The following is a 22,937-nucleotide window of genomic DNA, read 5'->3' on the forward strand; positions in this document are numbered from 1 at the left end:
TCAGATGGGGTTGCGGTCTTGCGCTGCAGTCCGATGCTCGGTGCTGCAGTAAAGCCCTTTTTGGCCTGACACCGCTTCTTCTTGCGGCAGATGAATCCCGCAATGGGCACAGGTGACCATTTCCGAGGGCGTCGGAGCCTTTGGGGTGGATGGCGGCTTGTCCTGTTTTGCCACTTTGCCGCGCTTGATCGCCCAGATGACCAACAAAACCACCAACAGCAAAAACAGATATTTCATCCCATGCGCCCCAGCAAGACTTCCATGACAAATCGGGAACCTGCATAAGACAGGAGCAACAAACTCGCGCCGATGTAGAGCACCCGCACGGCCCGGCGACCTCGCCAGCCCCATTGGCTGCGGCCCAAAAGCAAGACGGCAAATGTCAACCAGGACAGCATGGCAAAAATGGTTTTGTGGTCCCACCGCCAGCGGCCTTGTCCCTGTCCATAAAGCGCATCACCAAACAAAATGCCCGCCACCAAGGTGGCGGTCAGCAAAACAAAACCGGCCAGCACGAAACGGAAGGTCAGGCGCTCCAGCGTCAAGAGTGGCACGCCACTGCTCGCGTCATGGGCTTGCCGAATATCCCGTTCAGCGCGGGTCATCATCCAGGCGTGCGCCACGGCTGCACCAAACATGCCGTAAGCAGACAAACCCAAAGCCCAATGCAAGGGCAACCAAGCCGAAGCTTGCGCTGACAGGGGGGTGCCCGGGAAAAACCAGGCCAGAACGACGGCGATGGCCCCCAAACTGCCCATGGCCCAGCGGGCTTTGAATTTGGGGAAAAACTGACTCTCTAATATATAAGCGCTCACCACCAGCCAAGCGGTCACCGAAATCGCTGGTGCAAAGCCGAAGTGGACAGGGCCGACCAGCAAGCTCAAGAGCGCTAGGGCATGCGCGGCCCAAGCGAGCCACAACAGGCGACGTGCTTGCGTGTGTGTCAGCCGCTCTCCCGCCAAGGCTGGCAGGCCATAGGCCAACGCCGCCAGCACGGTGGCGGGCAGCATCCAAAATGGGGGACTCGCTAAAATCATGACACCGAGTTTAGCCTTTCAGGCGCTGCCGCTGGGGCGGTGCCAACAAGCTGGACCGGAAAATTCTGGATTTTCCCCATGGCCTCCGCCCTGACCGACAAACTCTCACGCCTCGTCAAGACCCTCAGCGGACAGGCCCGCATCACCGAATCCAACGTGGCCGACATGCTGCGCGAGGTGCGCATGGCCTTGCTCGAAGCCGACGTGGCCCTGCCGGTGGTGCGCGATTTCATTGCCCGCGTGAAGGAAAAAGCCTTGGGCCAGGAGGTCATGGGTTCTTTGAAGCCTGGCCAAGCCCTGGTGGGGGTGGTCAACCGCGAATTGGCCGCCACCATGGGCGAGGGCGTGTCGGACATCAACCTGGCCGCGCAGCCGCCCGCCGTGATCCTGATGGCCGGTTTGCAAGGTGCCGGTAAAACCACCACCACCGCCAAGCTGGCCAAGCACCTGATTGAAAAGCGCAAGAAAAAAGTGCTGACGGTCTCGGGTGACGTCTACCGACCCGCCGCCATTGAGCAGCTCAAAACCGTGACCGCACAAGCTGGGGCCGAGTGGTTTCCCAGCTCACCCGACCAAAAGCCGATCGACATCGCCCGCGCCGCCATCGACTACGCCCGCAAGCACTTCTTTGACGTGCTGCTGGTCGACACCGCCGGTCGCTTGGCCATTGACGAAGCCTTGATGGCCGAAATCAAGTCGCTGCACGCTGAACTCAAGCCGGTTGAAACCCTGTTCGTGGTCGACGCCATGCAGGGCCAGGACGCGGCCAACACCGCCAAGGCCTTCAGCGACGCGCTGTCCTTGACAGGCATCGTGCTCACCAAGCTCGATGGCGACTCACGCGGTGGAGCAGCCCTGTCGGTGCGCCAGATCACGGGCGTGCCGATCAAGTTTGCCGGTACCAGCGAGAAAATTGACGGTCTGGAGGTGTTTGACGCCGAGCGCCACGCCGGGCGCATTCTGGGCATGGGCGACATCGTGGCCCTGGTCGAGCAGGTCACCGCTGGCGTGGACATGGAGGCCGCGCAAAAGCTGGCCGCCAAGGTCAAGAGCGGGGGCGGGTTTGATCTGAATGACTTTTTGGCCCAGATCCAGCAGATGAAACAAATGGGCGGCTTGTCGAGTCTGATGGACAAATTGCCCAGTCAGCTGACGGCCAAGGCCGGTTCCATGGACATGGACAAGGTCGAAAAAGACATTGGCCGCAAGCAAGGCATCATCCACAGCATGACGCCGCAAGAGCGGAGAAAGCCAGAGCTGATCAAAGCCACCCGCAAGCGCCGCATTGCGGCGGGGGCTGGTGTTCAGGTGCAGGACGTCAACCGCATGCTCAAAGAATTTGAGCAGATGCAGGACATGATGAAAAAAATGTCTGGCGGCGGGATGATGAAGATGATGAAACGCATGGGTGCCATGAAAGGCATGATGGGCGGCGGTGGCTTTCCTGGCATGCCGCGCTGATCTTCACAGCACAACAGCGGATGACGCTTCTCTTCATTTACGGCACGCTCATGCCTGGACTTCGGCTCCAAGCTGAAATGCAGGGCGCCCGTTTTTTGGGGGCAGCTCAGGTGCCCGGTCGTTTGGTCGATCTGGGACGCTATCCCGGTTTCGTTCAAGGCGAGGGATTGGTGACGGGGGAGGTCTATGCGGTCGATGACGCGCACCTGGCCCGTCTGGATGGGGTGGAGGGCGTGGCGCCCGGTGACCGCGCCGCATCACACTACTGGCGCGAAGTGGTCACGGTGACGGGCGGCCCGATGCAAGGCCAGCCGGTACAAACCTATGTGTACAACCGCCCTGTGGATGGCTGCACAGCCATCGCGCACGGGGACTACCGCCGCTACATCCGAGAGGTCGGGCGCGAATCTTGAGTGTCATGCGCGGCTGCCCACCCCTGTGGGCGATTCATGGTCAATCCCGGATCACCAGCTCACCGCGCAGCGAGTGCGACAGGCCTTGCGTGATGCGCACATCGGCCATCTGACCGATCAGGCGGTCCATGTTTGGGCCGCCGGGGAAGTTGACCACGCGGTTGCACTCGGTGCGCCCAGCCAACTCGGTCGCGTCCTTGCGGGAAGGGCGCTCGACCAAAATGCGTTGCACCGTGCCGACGCGGTGGTCACCGATGCGCTGCACGTTCTCTTCGATGGTCGCTTGCAGGTGGTGCAGTCGGCGCAATTTCACCTCGTGCGGCGTGTCGTCGTGCAGGTTGGCCGCTGGCGTGCCCGGGCGGGGGCTGAAGATAAAACTGAAGCTGGTGTCAAAACCCACATCGGTGATCAGCTTCATCATCTTGTTGAAGTCGTCCTCGGTCTCGCCGGGGAAGCCCACGATGAAATCGCTGCTGAGCGACAGGTCAGGGCGGATCGCCCGCAGCTTGCGGATGGTGCTCTTGTATTCCATGGCGGTGTAGCCGCGCTTCATGGCCATCAAAATGCGGTCCGAGCCGTGCTGCACCGGTAAGTGCAAATGGCTCACCAGTTTGGGGATCTTTTCATAAGCGTCGATCAGGCGCTGTGTGAATTCATTGGGGTGGCTGGTCACATAGCGGATGCGCTCGATGCCTGGCATGTCTGCCACGTATTCCAGCAGCAGCGCAAAGTCGGCAATGTCTGAGGTGCAGCCCATCTTGCCCCGGTAGGCGTTCACGTTTTGGCCCAGCAGGGTGATCTCTTTCACGCCCTGGGCGGCCAACCCGGCCACCTCGACCAGCACATCGTCAAACGGGCGAGAAACTTCTTCGCCCCGGGTGTAGGGCACCACGCAGTAGCTGCAATATTTGCTGCAGCCTTCCATGATCGACACAAAGGCCGTCGCGCCGTCCACCTTGGCGGGTGGCAGGTGGTCAAACTTTTCAATCTCGGGGAAGCTGATGTCCACTTGCGGGCGCTGCTTGCGCTCGCGTTCGGCCAGCAGCTCCGGCAGGCGGTGCAGGGTCTGTGGGCCAAACACCACGTCCACGTAGGGCGCCCGCTTGATGATCTCGGCGCCTTCCTGGCTGGCCACGCAGCCGCCCACGCCAATCAGCACGCCCTTGGCTTTGAGGTGCTGCACCCGCCCCAGATCGCTGAACACTTTTTCTTGCGCCTTCTCGCGCACCGAGCAGGTGTTGAACAAGATCAGATCGGCCTCGTCCACGTCCTGCGTAGGCACATAGCCTTGGGCCGCGCCCAGCACATCGGCCATCTTGTCCGAGTCGTACTCGTTCATCTGGCAGCCAAACGTTTTGATGAAGACCTTCTTGCTCATGCGGCCTCCACGGAGGTCATGGGTTCAAGGCAAAGCAGAGCATGCCCGCGAAGGGCCAAAGTGCAGCGGTTCATGGTGTAGATCCAGAGGCTGTTGGGAAAAGCGCTGGGGGCGCCGCAGGAGAGGGATTATCGCAGTCGGAGCCCGCAGCTCAGTTTTCGGCGCCCTCGGCCGCCTTCGGCCTGAAAAACATCGGATACGCCCTTTGCACCGTCGGGCTGTCATACGCCCAGCTGTGGCATTGGCCCAGGTGGTACGGCGGTTTGGTGACTTCAGGGTGGGGCTGGCCGGCCTGTTCGCGGCGCTGCCATTGGCCTGCGGGCAGGGTTTGGTAGGCCGCGGTGGCCATGTTGAACAGCAACTCGCGCAGGTGGGTGCAGCCTTGGGTGCCGCCCACGTGCTCGTTGATGACTTTGCGCCAGCCCGGGCCCATGGTTTGCCCGATCAGTGTGTGCATGCCGTGCGGTGCGCCCGCGCATTCGGGGTGGGGGATGTCGTCCATGGCGGTCACGATGTCTTGGATGACCATTTTGTTGTTCAGCGTGACGCGGATTTTCAAGCCGTGGATCGGTTCGTTGGCCGGAAAGGGCCGCTCATTGGGGACCGAAAAACCATAGGTTTTCACGTCGGTCAGTTCGGCTTCGATGTCCCACAGGCCGTCTTCGCGGTCATAGCCCTGGTAAACCACGGTTCGCGTATGTGACAGTTTTCGGGGGGATGCTGGGGGTAGTGCCAATGGATTTCTCGCGGGTCTGGTGTTCAATCTCCCGATCATATCGATGCAGGAGCCCAAGACATGTCGCACGAAGCCCCAACCGCTGTTCACCCCGCTGTTCGCCGCCAGACCATCGCCGATGCCTTGCGTCGCACCGCCATCCGCTTGCCCAGCAAAACCGGCATCGTGTGCGGTGCCACCACCTGGACCTATGCCGAGTTCGATGCGCTGGTGAGCCGCCTGGCCGCAGGCCTGGCCAGCGTGGGCGTGGCCGAGGGCGACAAGGTGGCGGTGCTGGCGCGCAATTCGCACGGTTTTGCCGCGCTGCGCTTTGCGCTGGCCCGCCGTGGCGCGGTCATGGTGCCGATCAATTTCATGCTCAAGGCCGAAGAGGTGGCCTTCATCTTGCGCCACGCGGGTGCCCAGTTTTTGGCCACGGACAGCGGCCTGGCCGAGCTGGCGCAGGCTGCGGCCAAACTGGATACGAAAGTTCAGCAGTTCATCTGGCTGCCGTCCGAAGACCCGAGCCAGCCCGTGCCGGGCATGCACAGTTTTGACACATTGGCCGCGTGCCCCGATGCGCTGCCCGATGTGCAGCTGGGCAGCTATGACGTGGCGCAAATCGTCTACACCAGCGGCACCGAGTCCTCGCCCAAAGGTGCGCAGCTCACGCACGACGCGGTCATGTGGCAGTACGTTAGCTGCGTGATCGACGCCGAAATCGCCGAGGCCGACGTGGCCCTGCACGCGCTGCCGCTGTACCACTGCGCCCAGCTCGATGTGTTTTTTGGCCCGGCCATTTACATGGGCAGCACCAACGTCATCACGGCCAAACCTACGCCCGACAACCTGCTGCCCATGCTTGAAAAGTTCGGTATCACCAGTTTCTTTGCGCCGCCCACGGTCTGGATCGCGCTGCTGCGTTCGCCGCTGATGGATGCGGGCAAGCTCTCCAAGCTGGCCAAGGGCTACTACGGCGCATCGATCATGCCGGTCGAGGTGCTCAAGGAACTGGCCGCGCGCCTGCCCAAGGTGAGGCTGTGGAATCTGTATGGCCAAACCGAAATCGCGCCTCTGGCCACGATGCTGGGCCCAGAGGACCAGCTGCGCAAACTGGGTTCATGCGGTAAAGCGGTGCGCAACGTCGAGACCCGTGTGGTGAACGACGACATGCAGGATGTGGCCGTGGGTGAGGTGGGTGAGATCGTGCACCGCTCGCCGCACCTGATGCTGGGCTATTTCCATGATGACGAGCGCACCCGAGCCTCGTTTGAAGGCGACTGGTTCCACAGCGGCGATTTGGGGGTCATCGACGAGGAGGGCTATATCTCGGTGGTGGACCGCAAGAAGGACATGATCAAGTCCGGTGGGGAAAACGTGGCCAGCCGCGAGGTCGAGGAAATGATTTACCGCTTGCCGCAGGTGAGCGAAGTGGCAGTGATCGGGCTGCCCGACCCCAAGTGGGTCGAAGCCGTGACGGCGGTGGTGGTGGTCAAGGTCGGGCAAACGCTGGACGAGGCCGCCGTGATCGCGCACTGCGCCCAACACATGGCGGGTTTCAAGACGCCCAAACGCGTGGTCTTCACCGATGCGCTGCCCAAGAACCCCAGCGGCAAACTGCTCAAGCGCGATTTACGGGTGCGCTACGCGTGACACAGACTGCCGCGTCGCTGCGCTCCTCGCAGTGACAGGAAAAATCAGCGATCGCGCGATTCGCAGCAAGCATGGCTCATAACCAAGGGAAATCCCTGATCAAATGTCCCATGCATAAGACCTGAATGTTCTATTGACAGGACAATGGGACTGTTCCACGATCGAGGCCATGGATGCCCATCTGCCTTTGCCCAAGTACCACCAAATTTATTTGGTGCTGCGCGAGCAGTTGCGCGAAGGCCGCTTTGACGACGGTTTGCCGGGCGAGATGGCCTTGATGGGGCAGTTTGGTGTGGCCCGTGTCACGGTTCGGCGTGCCTTGTCGCAACTGGCCGAAGAGGGCTTGATACAGCGCGAGCCCGGGCGTGGCACAAGGCCGGTGACCGCGCGTGCGCAAGAGGTTCAGATGCAGGCCTCGACCATGGCCACAGGCCAGCAGGCACGCCTGACGGGATTGCTGGAGAACCTGGTCACCATGGGCATGCGCACCAAGGTGAAGGTGCTGAGCGTGGAGCGCATGCGCGCCCCAGTGGACGTGGCCGCCGCGCTCAAGCTCCACAGCGCTGCGCTGGTGCAAAAAGCCGAGCGCGTGCGCAGCACGCCCGAAGGCCCCCTGTCGCACATCACCACCTGGGTGCCCGATGCGATTTCAGCCGGCTTTGGCAAGCGCGAGCTGGCGCAAAAACCCATTTTGGTGCTGCTCGAAGAGTCGGGCGTCAAGGTGGGCCGGGCCGAGCAAACCATTTCGGCCCGTCTGGCCGATGTGGGCATGGCCCAACATCTGGATGTGTCCGTCGGATCGGCCTTGATGGCGGTGCGGCGTTTGATTTATGACGAGGACGAACGTCCCGTCCAATGGCTGCATGGCTTGTACCGACCGGACCGGTACGAATACCAGATGCAGTTATCCCGCGTTGGCAGCATCGATGCCAAGGTGTGGGTAAGCCAAGAGCTGTCCGCCAACTTTCATTGACCTACTTAAAGGATGTTCTCATGACCTCACGTCGCACTTTCATGGGCCAGTCCGCTGCGGCGGCCTCGGCACTCGCGTTTCCACTGGTGGGCGGGGCTCAGCCCAAGCCCATCAAAGTGGGTGTTTTGCACCCCGTCACCGGTGCCTTGGCTTATTCGGGCCAGCAGTGCCGCATGGGTGCCTTGATGGCGATTGAAGACATCAACAAAGCGGGCGGCATCAAGTCGCTGGGCGGCGCCAAAATCGAAGCCATGCTGGGCGATGCACAGTCCAGCCCGCAAGCGGGTACGGCCGAGATCGAGAAGATGAACGAAGCCGGCGTCAGCGCCGTGGTCGGGGCTTTTGCTTCGGCCATTTGCCTGGCCACCACGCAAGCGGCTGCCAAATACAACCTGCCCCACGTGGTCGATGTCGGCGTGGCCGACCAGATCGTCGAGCGCGGCCTGAAAAACACCTTCCGCTTTGGCCCTGGCTACAGAAAGTGCGCCGAAGTGGCGGTGTCCAGCCTGCACGTCTTGAACACCGCCGCAGGCAAACCGGCCCGCACCGTGATGATCGTGCACGAAGAGTCGCTGTTCGGCACCGGCACCGCCAACCTTTTGGCCAAAGAGCTGCCGGGCTATGGCTACGAGGTCAAGGAAATCATCAAGCACGCCAACCCCACGCGTGACTTCAACAACATTGCGCTGCGCATCAAGCAGGTCAACCCCGACATCCTGATCCCCGCGAACTATTACAACGAATACGCCCTGCTGGTGCGCACCTTGCAACAGCAAAAAATCACGCCCAAAGCCATTTACTCGGTCTTGGGTGGTGCTGCGTCGAGCTACAAGTTTGTCAAGGAGTTTCCAGAGGCGGCCAACGGCATCATCGACTGCAACCACTGGTTCAACCCCAAGGACAAGCGCTCGGCCGAATTGCGTAAACGCGTGGAAGCACAAGGCCAGTTCTTCAGCTACGAAGTGTTCATGACCTACACCGCCATGATGCTGCTGGCCGATGCCATTGAGCGTGCGAAGTCAACAGACCGCGCCGCCATCATCGATGCGCTGGCTTCGAGCAAGTTCGCCAACCACATCATGCCCTACGGCCCCACGCAGTTTGTGAACGGCCAGAACATGGGCGCACAGCCTTTGATGACCCAGGTCCACAAAGGCGACATCAAGGTGATCGTGCCGCGCGACTACCGCGAGATTGAGCCGATTTTCCCGCTCAAGGGTTGATTGACGTTGACCTGAAAGACCCCGATGCTGGACTTCAACATCCTGTTTCCTTCGGTGCTCAACGGCATCACCACAGGTGCCGTGTACGCGCTGATCGCGCTGGGCCTCACGCTGATTTATGGCGTGTTGCACATCATCAATTTCGCGCACGGCGCGTCTTTGATGGTGGCGCTGTATGGCGTGTACATGTTGAAGCAACACTTCGGGGTCGATCCCTACATGGCCCTGCCCATCATGGTGCCCGCCATGTTTGTGCTGGGTTATGCGCTGCAGCGCGGGGTCATCAACCGCGCCAGCCATGGCAAGGATGAAAACATCCTGCTCGTCACGCTGGGCATCTCCATCGTGCTTGAGAATTTGGCGCTTTTGTACTTCAAGTCAGACACGCGCACCATCGAGACAGCCTACACCTTGACCACCGTTGAGATCGGGCCAGCCTTCATCGCCCTGCCCAAGCTGGTGTCCTTTGCTGGCGCCCTGGTGGTGTCGGCGGTGATGTTGCTCATTGTGCAAAAGACCGACTTGGGTCGCGCCATTCGCGCCGTGTCCAAAGAGAAGCAAGGCGCGCGTTTGATGGGCATCGATGTGGACCATGTGTACGCCATGTGCTTTGGCCTGGGCCTGGCCAGTCTGGGCGCGGCCGCCTGCTTTTTGATGCCGGCCTATTACGTCAACCCGCAAGTGGGCAACGGCTTTGTGCTGGTGGCCTTCACGATCGTGGTGCTGGGCGGCATGGGCAGTTTTGCCGGGGCTTTGCTGGGAGGACTGCTGATCGGCGTGGTGGAGTCGCTAGGGGGCTTGCTGCTGGGTGAGTCATTGGGCCAGGTGGGTATTTTTGTGATTTTCATTGCAGTGCTTTTGCTCAGGCCGCAAGGATTTTTCGGAGCGAAGGCATGAAAGACTTTCGCAACATCGCGCTGTTTGTGGTGCTGGTGGGGGCGGTACCCTTGTTCACCGATTCGGGCGTGATGCTCAACTTCGTCATGACCTCGTTGTACGCCTGCTTGCTCTCGCAAGCCTGGAACGTGCTGGGTGGTTATGGGGGGCAGTTTTCTTTTGGCCATGCGCTGTTTTTTGGCACAGGCGCTTATGTGCAGGCGATTGCGCAAATGCAGTGGGGCCTGAGCCCCTGGGTGGCATTGCCTTTGGCCATGGCTTTTGCGGCGGGCGTGGGGGCGTTTGTGGGCGCGGCTTCGTTCCGCTATGGCCTCAAGGGTTCGTACTTTGCGCTGGTCACGCTGGCCTTTGCCGAGGTGTTCCGCATTGTGGCCACTTCGGTGCCTTTCACGGGCGCCGGTGTGGGCCTGATGCTGCCACTCAAGGAGTCGGCGGCCAACATGCAGTTTGGCAGCCGTGCCGGTTTCATCTGGCTCATGCTGGGCCTGGTCACGCTGGCGCTGTGCATCACGGCTTGGCTGCGCCATTCGCGCTTTGGTGCTTACCTGCAAGCGGTGCGTGACAACGAAGACGCGGCCCGCGCCATCGGCGTGAACCCCTTCAGCGTCAAGCTGATTGCCACCATTTTGTCCGGTGGCCTGATGGGTGCAGGTGGCGCTTTTTATGTGCAGGTGTTCCAGTACATCGACCCTGGCATTGCCTTTGGGGCGCACACTTCTGTCGAGGCCTTGGTGGGTGCGATCGTCGGCGGCATGGGCACGCTGTGGGGCCCGCTCTTGGGCGCGGTGAGTTTGCACATCCTGGCCGATGTCACGCGCAACTTGTTTGGGCAGCTGCCCGGCATCAACATGGTCATTTATGGCGTGGTGCTGATCGTGATCGTGATGTTCTTGCCGCGCGGCATTGCGGGGCTGGGCACCATCACGCCGCTGCAATGGTTGCGCGGCAGCAAGTCGGATGGAGACAAATCATGAGCACGCTGCTGCAGATCGAGGGCGTGTCCAAGTCCTTTGGCGGTTTGAAGGCCGTACAAAATGTGAGCCTGTCGGTGACCGAGGGGCGTCTGAGCGCCTTGATTGGCCCCAACGGTGCAGGCAAGACGACCTTGTTCGCACTCATGTCGGGCTTTCTGACGCCGGACACGGGCCGTGTGGTGTTTGCAGGCCAGGACATCACCGGTCAGCCGCCGCACCTGAACGCCCGCATGGGCCTGACGCGCACCTTCCAGATCGTGCAGCCCTTTGCCGCGCAAACCGTGCGCGAGAACATCGCGGTGGGGGCGCACCTGCATTTGCCACGCCGCGCCGAGGCCCTTGACTGGGCTGAGTCGGTTGCGCAGCAAGTGGGTCTGAGCCCGCAACTGGACAAGCTGGCCAGCGACTTGACGGTGGCCGGACGCAAACGGCTGGAGCTGGCCCGTGCATTGGCCACGCGGCCGCGCCTGTTGTTGCTCGACGAGGTGCTGGCCGGATTGAACCCGCAAGAAATCGCCGAAATGATCCCGGTGGTGCAAGGCATTGCCCAAAGCGGTGTGACGGTGCTGATGATCGAACACGTCATGCAAGCGGTGATGAGCCTGGCGCAAGAGGTTTGGGTGCTCGCGCAAGGCCAGTTGATTGCCCAAGGCACACCCGCCGAGGTGACGAACAACAAAGCCGTGGTCGAGGCTTATCTGGGCCACGGCACGGCCGAGCGCTTGCAAAAGAACGCAGCCCAAGACAAAACAGCGCAGGAGGCACAGGCATGACCGCTTTGTTGAATGTGCAGGGCCTCAAATCCGGCTACGGTGTGGTCGAGGTCTTGCGCGGTGTGGACCTGCAGGTCATGCCCGGCGAGCTGGTGGCGCTTTTGGGCAGCAACGGCGCGGGCAAGACCACACTCAACCTCACACTCAGCGGCTTGGTGGCCACGCGCGCGGGTCGGGTGGGGTTCGATGGGCAGGACATCACCGGTCTGCATTCACGCCAGGTGGTCAAGCATGGCTTGATCCAGGTGCCTGAGGGCCGAAAAGTGTTCCCCAACCTGAGCGTGCACGAGAACTTGGAGCTGGGGGCCTTCACCCGAGGGCGTGAGCGACGCTTGCAGAACCTGGACAAGGTCTACGAGACATTCCCACGGTTGAAAGAGCGCGTGGCCCAGTTGGCGGGCACGCTCAGCGGTGGCGAGCAGCAGATGTTGGCCATTGGCCGGGGCCTGATGGCCGAGCCGCGCTTGTTGATCCTGGACGAACCCTCACTGGGTTTGTCGCCCCTGCTGGTGGAAGAGTTGTTTGGCTTGATCGCCTCGCTGCGCAGCAGCGGCCTGTCGATCTTGCTGGTGGAGCAAAACGTGGGCCAGTCTCTGGACATCGCCGACCGGGCTTATGTGATGGAAAACGGACAAATCCGTTTCACGGGCACACCCGCCGAGTTGTTGGGCAGTGACACGCTCAGGCAAGCCTATTTGGGGATGTGAGGCCGCAGTGCAGCGCCTGGCCTGTTGCGGTTTTTCAACCCGTTTGACCCCTTGATCTTCCATCTTGTTTGACATGACCGTACGCATTGCTTTTGACCGCACCGTTCTGATGTGGACCACCGCTATGGCGTTGGTGTGCTGGGCGGGCATGGCCCGTGCCCAAGCGCAGCCGCCCATCAAAATTCTGGTGGGTGCTCCCGCAGGCGGCACCACCGACACCATGGCCCGCACGCTGGCCACGGTGCTGGGCACACAGCTGGGGCGCACTGTGGTGGTCGAGAACAAACCCGGTGCAGGTGGCAACTTGGCCGCCGACGCGGTGGCCAAGGCCGCGCCCGATGGCCATACGCTGCTCATGAGCTTCACCAGCCACGCCATCAATGCCTCGCTGTACCCCCGCTTGCCTTTTGATCCGGTCAAAGACTTCACCCCTTTGACCATGGTGTCGACCTCACCGTCGATCCTGGTGGCCCACCCCAGGGTCTCGGCCAACAGCGTCCAAGAATTGATCACTCTGGCCAAGTCCAAGCCCGGGCAGCTGAACTTTGCGATTGGCGCAATGGGCTCGTCCTTGCACATGGCGGGTGACGCCTTCAAGATGCAGTCGGGTGTGTACATCGTGAACATCCCCTACCGGGGCACGGCCCCTGCGGTGCAAGACGTGTTGGCCGGGCAAGTGGACTTGATGTTCGCCGCCATTGGCAACGTGCAATCGCACATCAAGGCGGGCAAACTCAAGGCCCTGGGCGTGACCAGCGCCAAACGCCTGCCCGCTTTTGCGGACGTGCCCGCCATTGGCGAGAGCTTGCCCGGTTACGAGTCGAGTGCCTGGTTTGGATTGTTTGGCCCGGGGCGCATGAGCCCTGATCTGAGCAAGCGCCTGGCCGATGCGGCCCGCGCTGCGGTGCAGTCGCCCGATGTCAAGCGGCGCATTGAAAGCGAAGGGGCCACGGCCGTGGGCAACAGCCCGGAAGAATTTGCCCGTTTTGTGGACAGCGAGATCGTGCGTTGGCGCGCGGTGGTGCAGTATGCCGGAGCCAAGCCCGAATGAAACCCAGCGATTTTCAGCCACAAACATTGGCCCAAAAACTCATCGCCCGCGCCGCAGGCCGCAGCCATGTGGCCGTGGGCGAGTTGCTCACCTGCAACGTGGACTTGGCCATGTTCCACGACTCGTCGGGTCCGCGCCGCTTGAAGCCTATGCTGGACGAATTGGGCGCCGAGATCTGGGACAAAAACAAAGTGGTGCTGGTGCTGGACCACTACGTGCCCGCGCAAGACGCGGATGCCCAGCAGATTGTGCAGATCGCGCGCGACACCGCCAAGCAGTGGAAGCTGCCCCACGTCATTGACAGCGAGGGCATTTGCCACGTGGTTCTGCCCGAGCGCGGCCATTTGAAGCCGGGCATGTTTTGTGTCGGTGGCGACTCGCATTCGCCCACGGGCGGGGCCTTTGGTTGCTACATGTTTGGCATCGGTGCGACCGAGATGCTGGGCGTGTGCGTCACCGGCCAAATTTGGGTGCAGGTGCCGCGCACCTTGCGCATGCACTGGTCGGGTCGCTTGCAAGCCGGTGTGTCGGCCAAAGACATGATGCTGCACATGGTGGGTCGCTTTGGCATGAATGGCGGCCAATACCAGGCGGTGGAGTTTGCGGGGTCTGCGGTGCAGGCCCTGTCCATGGCCGAGCGCATGACCCTGTCCAATATGAGCGCCGAGATGGGGGCTCAGGCCGGTTTGATCGCGGCCGATGAGACCACCTTGAACTACCTGCGTGGCGTGGGCGTGGCCTCTGAGCATCTGGCCGGGGCCGAGCAATGGCACACCGATGAAGACGCCGAATACGAGCAGCACACCTTTGATGCCGCCCGCCTCAGCCCGCAGGTGGCCGCACCGCACAGCCCGGCCAACACCCGAGATGTGGCCGAATTTGCGGATGTGGCGCCAAGCATTGCCTACATCGGTGCCTGCACCGGCGCCAAACTCGAAGACCTGCGGGCCGCCGCCTCGGTGCTCAAGGGTCAGCGCGTGGCCGCTGGCGTGCAGCTGATGGTGGCGCCTGCCAGTGCCCGCGAACAAGCGCAGGCCACGCAAGAAGGCGTGATGCAAATCTTGCTGGACGCCGGCGCCACGGTGCTGCCCAACAGTTGTGGTGCGTGTGCGGGTTACGGCGCGACTTTCCCCGAAGGCGCCACCGTGATTTCGACCACCGCCCGCAATTTCAAGGGCCGCATGGGCCCGGCCAGCGTGAACGTGTATTTGGCCTCGCCTTACACCGTGGCCGCTTCGGCTTTGCGCGGGCGCATCAGCGATGCACGCGAGGTGCTGGCATGAACAAACACGTTTTTCAAAACGCCCGTGTTTGGCGGCTCGGTGCCGATGTGGACACCGATGCCCTGGCCCCCGGGGCTTATATGAAGCACGGTCTTGAGGTGATCGGCTGGCATTGCTTGGAGGCGGTGCGCAGCGACTTTGCTTCGGGCGTGCGCGAAGGCGATGTGATCGTGGCCGGGGCCAACTTTGGGATTGGCTCATCGCGCGAGCAGGCCGCCGGTGTGCTGCGGCATTTGGGCTTGGCGGCAGTCATTGCGCCGTCTTACAGCGGTTTGTATTTTCGCAATGCCTTCAACTTGGGCCTGCTGCTCTTGACCTGCCCCGAGGCCGATCAAATCGAAGAGGGCGAGCGGGTGGGTGTGACGTTGGAAGGCGACACACCGGTGGTGGTGCGGGCCAAAGGCCAGCGTTTGGCTTGCGCGCCGATCCCTGAATTTTTGATGGACATGGTCAATGCAGGCGGCTTGTTGCCCCTGCTCAAACAAAGAAAGCCAGCATGAACCCGATGGATTCCAAATCTCAACCGACGGGCGTCCACCCTGTGATGGACCCGGTGACCCTTGCGGTGCTGCGCGGCCGTCTTGAACAGATCGCCGATGAAATGGACGCGACGCTCTACCGCAGCGCCTTCAATCCCATCATTGCCGAGGCGCACGACGCTTGCCACGGTCTGTACGACGCCACCACCGGCGACACTCTGATCCAGGGCAAGTCCGGTCTGCCGGTGTTTGTGGGGGCGATGGCCTTTGCGGTGCGCGCGGCCATGCGCGTGGCCGCCGAGCGTGGCGGCATGCAGCCGGGCGATGTGTGGCTGTTCAACGACCCCTATGAGGGCGGCACGCACGCCAACGACTTCAAGCTGGTCAAGCCCTGCTTTCGCCAAGGGCAGCTGTATTGCTTTCTCGCATCGGCTGCGCATTGGCACGACGTGGGCGGCGCGGTGCCCGGCAACTACAACCCGGCCGCCACCGAATGCTGGCAAGAAGCGGTGCAGATCCCGCCGGTGCGCATCTTGCGCGCTGGTGTGCTGGACGACGATGTGCTGGCCATTTTGCGGGCCAACACCCGCTTGCCCGACAGCCTGTGGGGTGACCTGAACGGCCAGCTGGCCGCCCTCGAATTGGGCGCACGCCGCCTGGACGGTTTGCTGGACGAATACGGCGACGCCAAAGTGGCCCAAGCCTTGGTGGAGCTGCGCAGCCGCGCTGTGCGCCTGATGCGCTCGCACATCGGCAGCTTGCCCGATGGCCGCTACAGCTTTGAAGATGTGCTGGACAACGACGGCGTCAAAGACGAGCTGCTCACCATTGCGCTGGACATGACCGTGGCCGGCGATCGCCTGACGCTCGACTTTTCGCGCACCTCGGCGCAATGCGCAGGCCCGGTGAACATCTCGCGCGCCACGGCGGTGGCCGCGTGCTACGTGGCCTTGAAGCACGTGTTTCCCGATGTGCCGGCCAACGCCGGCGTGCTCGACGCGGTGGACTTTGTGATTCCCGATGGCCTGGTCATCAGCGCTTCGCGCCCGCGCCCGGTGGGGGGCTACACCGAGACCATCTTGCGCATGATCGATGTGATCTTCAGCGCCACGGCACTGGCCGACCCGAAGCGGGCCGTGGCCCATGCCTACGGCACCATCAACGCCTTGTCGATCGCGGGGCACCGCACCGACGACAAACGCAAGGGCCAGCGCTGGGTGATGTTCAGCTTTTTTGGCGGCGGGCACGGCGGCCACTCGGACGGCGACGGCTTGTCGCACGGCAATGCGCCGATCTCGACCGCCACCATCCCACCCATGGAAATTTTGGAGGCCGCCTACCCGGTGCGCTTCACCCAATGGGCTTTGCGCCCCGGCTCGGGCGGCGATGGCCAGCACCGAGGCGGGCTGGGGGCGATTTACGAGATGGAGTTGCTGGAAGACAGTGCCGAAGCTTTTATTTTTGGCGAGCGCGGCAAATCCGCGCCCAAGGGCATCCACGGCGGCCAGCCCGCGCTGCCCAATGTGTTTGAGTACTGCCAAAACGGCGAATGGAAAACTCCGCCCATGGTTTCGAAAATGCTGGGCATTCACCTCAAAAAGGGCGACCGCGTGCGCCTGCAAACCCCGGGTGGCGGCGGCTGGGGTGCCCCCGCCGATCGCACGTCGCAGGACCGCGCCAAGGACAGCGCACTGGGTTACACCAAGGAACAAGCATGAGTGAGCAGTCAGTGAATCAACCTCATTGGGTGGTGGGCGTGGACGTGGGCGGCACCTTCACCGACCTGTTCGTGCTGGACGAAAAAACCGGCCAAGCCCGTATCGTCAAAGTGCCCTCCACCCGGGGGGAAGAAGCCCGGGGCTTCATGAACGGCATCGCCCAAGTGACCGGCAACACCGGCGCTGATGGCGCCAAGGACATTGCCACCATCGTGCACGGCACCACGGTGGGCACCAACGCCTTGCTCGAGCGCAAGATCGCGCGCACCGGCATCATCACCACGCGGGGTTTCCGCGATGTGCTGGAGATGCGCCGCCGCGACCGCCCGCAAACCTGGGGACTGCGCGGCAGCTACACCCCAGTGGTGCCCCGCGCTTTGCGGCTGGAGGTGGACGAGCGTGTGCTGGCCGATGGCCAGTTGCACACGCCGGTCGATCTGGCGCAGGTGCGCGAACAGGCCCGCGCTTTGCTGGCCGAAGGCTGCGAAGCGGTGTGCGTGTTCTTTGTGCACGCCTATGCCAACCCCTCCAACGAGCAAGCCGCAGTGGCGGCGGTGCGCGAGATCTGGCCCAACAGCCATGTGACGGCGGCCAGCGAAGTGCTGCCTGAAATACGCGAGTTCGAGCGCTGCTCGACGGCCACGCTCAATGCGGCCTTGCAGCCCGTGGTGGGCAGCTATTTGCAGCGCCTCGATGGCGATCTGCGCGCGCAGGGCTTTGGCGGTGAATTGCTGATCGTGCAAAGCAACGGCGGCGTGATGTCGCGACAGACGGCCTGCGATGTGCCGGTGCGCACCGCGCTGTCGGGCCCGGCTGCGGGCGTCATGGCTTGCGCCGAGATTGCGCGCGCTTCGGGTTTTGACAATGTGATCACCGGTGACATTGGGGGCACCTCGTTTGACGTGTCGCTGGTGGCGGGGGGGGAGGCGGCTTTGGCTGCGCAAACATCCATCGAGTTTGGCTTGGTGGTGCGCTCGCCCATGATCCAGATCGAGACCATTGGCGCCGGTGGCGGCTCGATCGCCTCGGTCGATGCGGGCGGCATGCTGCAAGTGGGCCCCGAATCTGCGGGCAGCAATCCCGGTCCGGCTTGCTATGGGCGGGGCAACACCCGCCCCACGGTGACCGACGCCAACGTGCTGCTGGGCCGCATTGCGGCCGACCGGCCTTTGGGCGGCGGTCTGCTGCAAAAACTCGATGCGGGCTTGTCCGAAAAAGCCATTGCCCAGCATGTGGCCGAGCCTTTGGGCTTGACGGCCTTGGCCGCGGCCGAAGCGATTTTGACGGTGGCCAACGCCCGCATGGCCGGCGCGATCCGCGTGGTTTCGATCGAACGCGGGCACGATCCGCGCCAGTTCGCCTACATGCCCTTTGGCGGTGGCGGTGGCCTGCATGTGTGCGCCATGATGCGCGAGGTGGGCGTGACCACCGGCATCGTGCCGCGTTACCCGGGCGTGACCTCGGCGCTGGGCTGCGTCATGGCCGACATGCGCCACGACGCGGTGCAGACCCTGAACGTGGCCTTGGCCGATGTGGCCTGGCCCGCCTTGATCCAGCGTGTGGACAGCTTGGCCGAGGCCTGCCAACTGCGCCTCGATTCCGCCGGGGTGCATTTTGTGAAGGTGGACGAGGTGATCAGCTTTGACATGCTCTACATGGGCCAAACCCACACCTTGCAAGTGTCCGTCAAGCGCGATCAGCTGCATGCCGCAGGGGTTCTGGCGGCGTTTGAAGCGGCTTACCAACACGCTTTTGGCCGTGTGCTGCAAGGCCCGGTGATCCGCGTGATGAACCTGCGCTATGCCCGCATCGGGCGGCGTCCCAAGTTCGACTTGGCGGTGCTGGCCCCACAAGGTGAAGGTCGCACCACCCCGGTGGGCGAGCAGCCCGTTTACCACCAGGGCCAGTGGTGGACGGCTCAGCGCTACGAGCGCCTGAGTCTGCCCGTGGGCACCGTGGTGCAAGGCCCGGCCATTTTGGAGCAGCCCGACACCACGGTGTGGCTGGAACCCGGCTTTGAAGGCCGGGTCGACAAACTGGGCAACTTGTTGGTGGAGCGCACGGCATGAACCTGCACAACGCGAAACTGGGCATGGTCATCGTGGACCTGCAAAACGATTTTCTGGCCCCCGATGGGGCTTATGCCCGGGGCAACACCCTGAGTGCCGAGGCGGTGCTGCTGCCCGAACGCATGGCCCCGGTGGCGCGTGCCATCAAGGGGCGCGGTGGCCTGGTCACCGCCAGCCTGTTCACGCTGTGGCCCAACGCACAAGGCGAGCCCATGATCTCGGCGCATCTGAAAGAGCGCCGCCCGTTTTTGCGCCAAGGCGATTTCGCGCCCGGCAGCCGTGGCCAGGCCAATGTGGACTTGCTGGCACCGCTGGTCGATGTGTCGGTGTTCAAGGTGGCCTATTCGGCCTTCTTCAACACGCAGCTGGACTGGGTGCTCAAGAAGTCGGGCATCGACACCTTGGTGGTGTGCGGCATCGTCACCAACGGTGGCGTGGCCAGCACGGTGCGCGACGCCCATGTGCGCGACTACGATGTCATCGTCTTGTCGGACGGTTGCGCCGCCTTCAGCGATGCCGCCCACCAGGCCGCGTTGGCCGACATGGCCTCGGTCGCCACCGTCATGGACAGCGCCTCTTTCTTGAAACAGCTGGGCTGAAGCCGTGAGCGCACCGCAGCCGCAAGTTCGCCCTGCCGCCCAATTGCAAGCCGAGGTCCACACGCCGGTTGTGGTGGTGGGGGCCGGCGCGTGTGGACTCACGGCGGCGCTGGCCTTGCACCGCTTGGGTGTGGAGTCTGTGGTGCTCGAGCGTGACGCGTTTGCCGCAGGCTCCACCGCCTTGTCGTCGGGGTTCATTCCGGCGCCCGGCACACAGGCGCAACAGGCCCAGGGCATCACCGACAGCGTGGCCGCTTTTGCGGCCGACATCCAGGCCAAGGCCCACGGTCAGGCCGCGCCGCACCTTGTGCAGGCCTATGCCCAACACATCGGCCCGGCCATGGACGCCTTGGCGACCCACCACGGCTTGCCTTGGCAGGTGCTGGACAACTTTTTGTACCCCGGACACAGCGCCCACCGCATGCACGCCGTGCCCGAAAAAACCGGGGCGGGCCTGATGAGCCGCCTGCAAGCGGCCGCCGACGCCGCGGGCGTGGTGGTGCTCACGCAGGCGCAGGTCACCGAGTTGTGGGCCGACGCCAGCCAGCGCATCCAGGGCGTGGGCTTTGTGCGGCCCGATGGGCAGGTCGAGCGCATCCGCTGCGATGCGGTGCTTCTGGCTTGCAATGGTTTTGGCGGCGCTGCGGCCATGGTGCAAGACCTGCTGCCCGAGATGGCCGAGGCCACCTATGCCGGCCATGTGGGCAACGACGGCAGCGCCATCGCCTGGGGACGGCAACTCGGCGCACGCCTGGCTGATCTGGGGGCTTACCAGGGCCACGGCTCTTGGGCCGTGCCGCAAGGGGCCTTGATTTCCTGGGCGCTGATGATGGAGGGCGGTGTGCAGATCAACGCCCAAGGCCAGCGCTTTCACGATGAAACCCAGGGTTACTCGGAGGCGGCGGTGCACGTGCTCGCGCAGCCGGACGGTGTGGCCTGGAATGTGTTCGACGACGCATTGCTGGCCTTTGCGCAAGAGTTCCCCGATTTTGTGGCGGCGCAAGGCGCAGGCGCGGTGCAGCACGCGGCCGATGCGGTGGCGCTGGCGCGCCTGATCGGCTGCCCGCCCGAAGCTTTGCAAGCCACCTTGAACGCGGTGCAGCCAGGCACCGACCCGGCCACTGGCCGCACGTTCCAGCGCGCATTGCAAGCCCCTTTTCACGCCATCCAGGTCACCGGGGCCCTGTTCCACACCCAAGGCGGGCTCGACATCGACGCGCACGCCCGTGTGCTGCGACAAGACGGCACGCCACTGCCCAATTTGCTGGCCGCAGGCGGCGCGGCGCGGGGCGTGTCGGGGCAGGCGGTGTGGGGCTATCTGTCGGGCAATGGTTTGCTCAGCGCCATCGCCGGTGGCCACATCGCCGCGCACACGGCGCAACAACTGTTGAAGGATTCGGCATCATGAGACACCCCCACACCTTGGCCAAGCGACTGCAGCAGCCCCAAGCGCTGCTGGCCCCCGGCGTGTACGACGCGCTCACCGCCTTGGTGGCGCAGCAAGCTGGCTTTGAGGCCGTTTACTTGTCTGGCGCCTCCATCGCCTACACCCGCCTGGGCCGCTCTGACATCGGTCTCACCACCGCCACCGAAGTGGCGCAGACCTTGGCGCACATCACCGACCGGGTGAGCATTCCTGTGATCGTGGACGCTGATACTGGTTTTGGCAACGCGCTCAACACCCAGCGCACGGTGCGCGACTTCGAGCGGGCCGGCGCTGCCATGGTCCAGATTGAAGACCAGACCTTCCCCAAACGCTGCGGACATTTGGACGGCAAAGGCGTGGTGCCCGTGGCCGAAATGCAGGGCAAGCTGCGCGCAGCACTTGATGCCAGGCACGACCAGAACACCTTGATTCTGGCGCGCACCGATGCGGTGGCGGTCGAAGGCTTGGACGCCGCGCTGGAGCGGGCCGAACGCTATCTGGAATGCGGGGTGGACGCGCTGTTCATTGAAGCCCTGCGTTCGGACGAGCAGATGAACCGGGCTTGTGCGCAGTTTTCAAAGCGCGTGCCGCTGCTGGCCAACATGGTCGAAGGCGGCAAGACGCCGGTGCAAAGCGCGGCCGAGTTGGGCGCGCGCGGTTTCAAGATCGTGATTTTTCCCGGCGGCACAGCGCGGGCGGTGCTGCACACCTTGCAAGGCTATTACGCGAGCTTGCATGCGCACCAGACCACGCGCCCCTGGCAAGACCACATGCTCGACTTTGATGGCTTGAACGCGGTCATCGAAACTCCGCAACTGCTGGCCCTGGGGCAGCGTTACGAAGGCCTTGAAAAGACATGACGCAGCCCCTTGTTTTGCGGGGTTTGCAAGTTGGTGACATCGGTTGGGTGGTGCACCGCCAGGGGATTTTGTATGCCCAGGAATACGGCTGGGATGGCACCTTCGAGGCGTTGGTGGCTGAGATTGCAGCGCAGTTCGTGAAGAACTTCGACCCTGATTGGGAGAACGCCTGGATGGCCGAGCGCGACGGCCAGGTGGTGGGCTCGGTGTTTCTGGTCAAGGTGTCCGAGCAAGAAGCCAAGCTGCGTTTGCTCTATGTGGAGCCCGATGCGCGTGGCGCAGGCTTGGGTCGTCGCCTCACGGCCCAGTGCATCGCGTTTGCCCGAGCCAAAGGCTATGCCCAGCTCACTTTGTGGACCAATGACATCCTGCATGCTGCTCGCCGCATTTACCAGGAGGCGGGTTTCACCTTGGTGTCCGAAGAGCCGCACCATTCTTTTGGCGCCGACCTGGTGGGGCAGTACTGGTCACTGGACCTTCGCGCCATCCCATGATCTGACACCGCTTGCGCCCGTGTCTGCCTTATGGACGCGTTATCCGGGGCGGGCACCAGCCCATTTCAAGCCAGTGCGCATAGCCAGGCTTGAAGGGCCAGGCCGTGTGTTGTACCGGCGTGCCGGCCGGCAAGACCTTTTCGGTCAGATGGTCCAGCCAGGGGCTGACGGCGCCCAACTGTTGCAACCAAGCTTGCCCTTCGTGCGTCTCCATCGCCACCCCGGCCAGACCTTGGCGTGACACAGGCATGGCGGTGCCAGGCAAGGTGCGGCCAGACAAGCGGTCGTGCACGCTGCCCCAAGCGACATGCTGCAGGGTCGTGGACAGCGATTGCAAACGGTGGCTCACCGCATTGAGGGATTCGTCGGTGAACCGCAGCTGGCCCAACAGATTGTCGAACCAAAAAAAGGCTTCAGGCATGTCCCGCGTGCATGCGGTCAACTGGGCCAGTCCGTCGCCGGTGTGCAAGTGCAGCCGCGTGCCCTGTTGAGGCAAGTGCCGACCGTGCCGCCAGCGAAACAGGGGGGCGGCCAAGGGGTCAATGTCCCAAGCGTGGACTTCTTCAAATTGCGCCAGCCAGTCGGTGGGCAGCATCCAGCCAGCACTCGCCCCCAGCAAAACCAGCTGTTTGCGTGGCATGGTTTGGGTGGTTAACCAGTTGGCAATTTGTGCCGACGCACTTGCCCAACGTTCTTGGGAGCGCCAAGCGCGCCAATGCCAATGCCATCCGCCAGTCAGGTTCATGAACGAACT

Annotated in this window: 23 protein-coding genes; 18 read left to right on the forward strand and 5 right to left on the reverse strand. The window is 63.0% G+C overall.

Annotation, left to right across the window (positions count from 1 at the left end; translation table 11 throughout):
• Together LHAB_RS06980 and LHAB_RS06985 are read right to left on the reverse strand one after the other, a co-directional pair.
• Positions 1-237, reverse strand: coding sequence for a PP0621 family protein (locus LHAB_RS06980; RefSeq protein ID WP_090044972.1), 237 nt, complete (start codon positions 235-237; stop codon positions 1-3).
• On the reverse strand, positions 234-1,037 hold the full coding sequence (locus tag LHAB_RS06985) for a cytochrome C assembly family protein (protein WP_090044974.1): 804 nt from the start codon (positions 1,035-1,037) through the stop codon (positions 234-236). Before LHAB_RS06985 ends, LHAB_RS06980 begins: the two co-directional genes overlap by 4 nt.
• Before the next feature lie 78 nt (positions 1,038-1,115).
• Between LHAB_RS06985 and ffh the strand changes: the two genes are divergently transcribed.
• Together ffh and LHAB_RS06995 are read left to right on the forward strand one after the other, a co-directional pair.
• A complete protein-coding gene (gene ffh, locus LHAB_RS06990; RefSeq protein ID WP_090044976.1) occupies positions 1,116-2,498 on the forward strand; it encodes a signal recognition particle protein in 1,383 nt (460 codons plus the stop codon).
• A 20-nt stretch (positions 2,499-2,518) separates the two neighbouring features.
• A complete protein-coding gene (locus LHAB_RS06995) occupies positions 2,519-2,911 on the forward strand; it encodes a gamma-glutamylcyclotransferase family protein (protein ID WP_090044978.1) in 393 nt (130 codons plus the stop codon).
• Between the two features lie 40 nt (positions 2,912-2,951).
• On the opposite strand, the gene miaB is transcribed toward LHAB_RS06995, so the two are convergent.
• Together miaB and LHAB_RS07005 are read right to left on the reverse strand one after the other, a co-directional pair.
• On the reverse strand, positions 2,952-4,289 hold the full coding sequence (miaB, locus tag LHAB_RS07000) for a tRNA (N6-isopentenyl adenosine(37)-C2)-methylthiotransferase MiaB (RefSeq protein WP_090044981.1): 1,338 nt from the start codon (positions 4,287-4,289) through the stop codon (positions 2,952-2,954).
• Positions 4,290-4,440: 151 nt separating this feature from the next.
• A complete protein-coding gene (locus LHAB_RS07005; RefSeq protein ID WP_090044983.1) occupies positions 4,441-4,977 on the reverse strand; it encodes a DUF2889 domain-containing protein in 537 nt (178 codons plus the stop codon).
• 108 nt (positions 4,978-5,085) lie between these two features.
• Here LHAB_RS07005 and LHAB_RS07010 point away from each other — a divergent pair, with 108 nt between their 5' ends.
• The 16 genes from LHAB_RS07010 (at position 5,086) to LHAB_RS07085 (ending at position 22,183) form a co-directional block, all read left to right on the forward strand.
• Positions 5,086-6,657, forward strand: coding sequence for an acyl-CoA synthetase (locus LHAB_RS07010; protein WP_090044985.1), 1,572 nt, complete (start codon positions 5,086-5,088; stop codon positions 6,655-6,657).
• A 169-nt stretch (positions 6,658-6,826) separates the two neighbouring features.
• Positions 6,827-7,630 (forward strand): GntR family transcriptional regulator, encoded by an 804-nt coding sequence (locus tag LHAB_RS07015; RefSeq protein ID WP_194943116.1) that lies wholly within the window; start codon positions 6,827-6,829, stop codon positions 7,628-7,630.
• 20 nt (positions 7,631-7,650) lie between these two features.
• Positions 7,651-8,853, forward strand: coding sequence for an ABC transporter substrate-binding protein (locus LHAB_RS07020; RefSeq protein ID WP_090044987.1), 1,203 nt, complete (start codon positions 7,651-7,653; stop codon positions 8,851-8,853).
• A gap of 24 nt (positions 8,854-8,877) precedes the next feature.
• The gene (locus LHAB_RS07025; RefSeq protein WP_090044989.1) at positions 8,878-9,750 is read left to right on the forward strand and encodes a branched-chain amino acid ABC transporter permease; all 873 of its coding nucleotides are present in this window, start codon (positions 8,878-8,880) and stop codon (positions 9,748-9,750) included.
• The gene (locus tag LHAB_RS07030; protein ID WP_090044991.1) at positions 9,747-10,724 is read left to right on the forward strand and encodes a branched-chain amino acid ABC transporter permease; all 978 of its coding nucleotides are present in this window, start codon (positions 9,747-9,749) and stop codon (positions 10,722-10,724) included. Before LHAB_RS07025 ends, LHAB_RS07030 begins: the two co-directional genes overlap by 4 nt.
• On the forward strand, positions 10,721-11,497 hold the full coding sequence (locus LHAB_RS07035) for an ABC transporter ATP-binding protein (protein WP_369814104.1): 777 nt from the start codon (positions 10,721-10,723) through the stop codon (positions 11,495-11,497). The genes LHAB_RS07030 and LHAB_RS07035 overlap by 4 nt, the downstream gene beginning before the upstream one ends.
• On the forward strand, positions 11,494-12,204 hold the full coding sequence (locus LHAB_RS07040; protein ID WP_090044993.1) for an ABC transporter ATP-binding protein: 711 nt from the start codon (positions 11,494-11,496) through the stop codon (positions 12,202-12,204). Before LHAB_RS07035 ends, LHAB_RS07040 begins: the two co-directional genes overlap by 4 nt.
• A gap of 109 nt (positions 12,205-12,313) precedes the next feature.
• On the forward strand, positions 12,314-13,255 hold the full coding sequence (locus LHAB_RS07045; protein ID WP_090047766.1) for a tripartite tricarboxylate transporter substrate binding protein: 942 nt from the start codon (positions 12,314-12,316) through the stop codon (positions 13,253-13,255).
• Positions 13,252-14,538, forward strand: coding sequence for a 3-isopropylmalate dehydratase large subunit (locus LHAB_RS07050; RefSeq protein WP_090044994.1), 1,287 nt, complete (start codon positions 13,252-13,254; stop codon positions 14,536-14,538). Before LHAB_RS07045 ends, LHAB_RS07050 begins: the two co-directional genes overlap by 4 nt.
• On the forward strand, positions 14,535-15,038 hold the full coding sequence (locus tag LHAB_RS07055; RefSeq protein WP_090044996.1) for a LeuD/DmdB family oxidoreductase small subunit: 504 nt from the start codon (positions 14,535-14,537) through the stop codon (positions 15,036-15,038). Before LHAB_RS07050 ends, LHAB_RS07055 begins: the two co-directional genes overlap by 4 nt.
• Positions 15,035-16,735 (forward strand): hydantoinase B/oxoprolinase family protein, encoded by a 1,701-nt coding sequence (locus LHAB_RS07060; protein WP_228763375.1) that lies wholly within the window; start codon positions 15,035-15,037, stop codon positions 16,733-16,735. The genes LHAB_RS07055 and LHAB_RS07060 overlap by 4 nt, the downstream gene beginning before the upstream one ends.
• Positions 16,732-18,804, forward strand: coding sequence for a hydantoinase/oxoprolinase family protein (locus tag LHAB_RS07065; RefSeq protein ID WP_090044998.1), 2,073 nt, complete (start codon positions 16,732-16,734; stop codon positions 18,802-18,804). The genes LHAB_RS07060 and LHAB_RS07065 overlap by 4 nt, the downstream gene beginning before the upstream one ends.
• Positions 18,801-19,403, forward strand: a complete 603-nt coding sequence (locus tag LHAB_RS07070; protein ID WP_090045000.1) for a cysteine hydrolase family protein — start codon at positions 18,801-18,803, stop codon at positions 19,401-19,403. Before LHAB_RS07065 ends, LHAB_RS07070 begins: the two co-directional genes overlap by 4 nt.
• A gap of 4 nt (positions 19,404-19,407) precedes the next feature.
• Entirely contained in the window at positions 19,408-20,811 is a 1,404-nt protein-coding gene (locus LHAB_RS07075; protein WP_090045001.1) for an FAD-dependent oxidoreductase, read from the forward strand.
• Entirely contained in the window at positions 20,808-21,689 is an 882-nt protein-coding gene (locus LHAB_RS07080; RefSeq protein WP_090045003.1) for an isocitrate lyase/PEP mutase family protein, read from the forward strand. The genes LHAB_RS07075 and LHAB_RS07080 overlap by 4 nt, the downstream gene beginning before the upstream one ends.
• On the forward strand, positions 21,686-22,183 hold the full coding sequence (locus LHAB_RS07085) for a GNAT family N-acetyltransferase (protein ID WP_090045005.1): 498 nt from the start codon (positions 21,686-21,688) through the stop codon (positions 22,181-22,183). Before LHAB_RS07080 ends, LHAB_RS07085 begins: the two co-directional genes overlap by 4 nt.
• Before the next feature lie 28 nt (positions 22,184-22,211).
• On the opposite strand, the gene LHAB_RS07090 is transcribed toward LHAB_RS07085, so the two are convergent.
• Positions 22,212-22,823 carry a hypothetical protein gene (locus LHAB_RS07090; protein WP_228763376.1) on the reverse strand — a complete coding sequence of 204 codons (612 nt, stop codon included), beginning with the start codon at positions 22,821-22,823 and terminating at the stop codon, positions 22,212-22,214.
• Between the last annotated feature and the right edge of the window lie 114 nt (positions 22,824-22,937).

Origin of the sequence: Limnohabitans sp. 2KL-27 (assembly GCF_001269345.1) — a bacterium.
In the GTDB taxonomy this organism is placed as follows: Bacteria; Pseudomonadota; Gammaproteobacteria; order Burkholderiales; family Burkholderiaceae_C; genus Limnohabitans_A.

Coding starts and splice junctions, on each gene's coding strand:
- LHAB_RS06980 (WP_090044972.1), bottom strand. CDS start 237: ATGAAATATCTGTTTTTGCTGTTGGTGGTTTTGTTGGTCATCTGGGCG.
- LHAB_RS06985 (WP_090044974.1), bottom strand. CDS start 1,037: ATGATTTTAGCGAGTCCCCCATTTTGGATGCTGCCCGCCACCGTGCTG.
- ffh (WP_090044976.1), top strand. CDS start 1,116: ATGGCCTCCGCCCTGACCGACAAACTCTCACGCCTCGTCAAGACCCTC.
- LHAB_RS06995 (WP_090044978.1), top strand. CDS start 2,519: ATGACGCTTCTCTTCATTTACGGCACGCTCATGCCTGGACTTCGGCTC.
- miaB (WP_090044981.1), bottom strand. CDS start 4,289: ATGAGCAAGAAGGTCTTCATCAAAACGTTTGGCTGCCAGATGAACGAG.
- LHAB_RS07010 (WP_090044985.1), top strand. CDS start 5,086: ATGTCGCACGAAGCCCCAACCGCTGTTCACCCCGCTGTTCGCCGCCAG.
- LHAB_RS07015 (WP_194943116.1), top strand. CDS start 6,827: ATGGATGCCCATCTGCCTTTGCCCAAGTACCACCAAATTTATTTGGTG.
- LHAB_RS07020 (WP_090044987.1), top strand. CDS start 7,651: ATGACCTCACGTCGCACTTTCATGGGCCAGTCCGCTGCGGCGGCCTCG.
- LHAB_RS07025 (WP_090044989.1), top strand. CDS start 8,878: ATGCTGGACTTCAACATCCTGTTTCCTTCGGTGCTCAACGGCATCACC.
- LHAB_RS07030 (WP_090044991.1), top strand. CDS start 9,747: ATGAAAGACTTTCGCAACATCGCGCTGTTTGTGGTGCTGGTGGGGGCG.
- LHAB_RS07035 (WP_369814104.1), top strand. CDS start 10,721: ATGAGCACGCTGCTGCAGATCGAGGGCGTGTCCAAGTCCTTTGGCGGT.
- LHAB_RS07040 (WP_090044993.1), top strand. CDS start 11,494: ATGACCGCTTTGTTGAATGTGCAGGGCCTCAAATCCGGCTACGGTGTG.
- LHAB_RS07045 (WP_090047766.1), top strand. CDS start 12,314: ATGTGGACCACCGCTATGGCGTTGGTGTGCTGGGCGGGCATGGCCCGT.
- LHAB_RS07050 (WP_090044994.1), top strand. CDS start 13,252: ATGAAACCCAGCGATTTTCAGCCACAAACATTGGCCCAAAAACTCATC.
- LHAB_RS07055 (WP_090044996.1), top strand. CDS start 14,535: ATGAACAAACACGTTTTTCAAAACGCCCGTGTTTGGCGGCTCGGTGCC.
- LHAB_RS07060 (WP_228763375.1), top strand. CDS start 15,035: ATGAACCCGATGGATTCCAAATCTCAACCGACGGGCGTCCACCCTGTG.
- LHAB_RS07065 (WP_090044998.1), top strand. CDS start 16,732: ATGAGTGAGCAGTCAGTGAATCAACCTCATTGGGTGGTGGGCGTGGAC.
- LHAB_RS07070 (WP_090045000.1), top strand. CDS start 18,801: ATGAACCTGCACAACGCGAAACTGGGCATGGTCATCGTGGACCTGCAA.
- LHAB_RS07080 (WP_090045003.1), top strand. CDS start 20,808: ATGAGACACCCCCACACCTTGGCCAAGCGACTGCAGCAGCCCCAAGCG.
- LHAB_RS07085 (WP_090045005.1), top strand. CDS start 21,686: ATGACGCAGCCCCTTGTTTTGCGGGGTTTGCAAGTTGGTGACATCGGT.
- LHAB_RS07090 (WP_228763376.1), bottom strand. CDS start 22,823: ATGCCACGCAAACAGCTGGTTTTGCTGGGGGCGAGTGCTGGCTGGATG.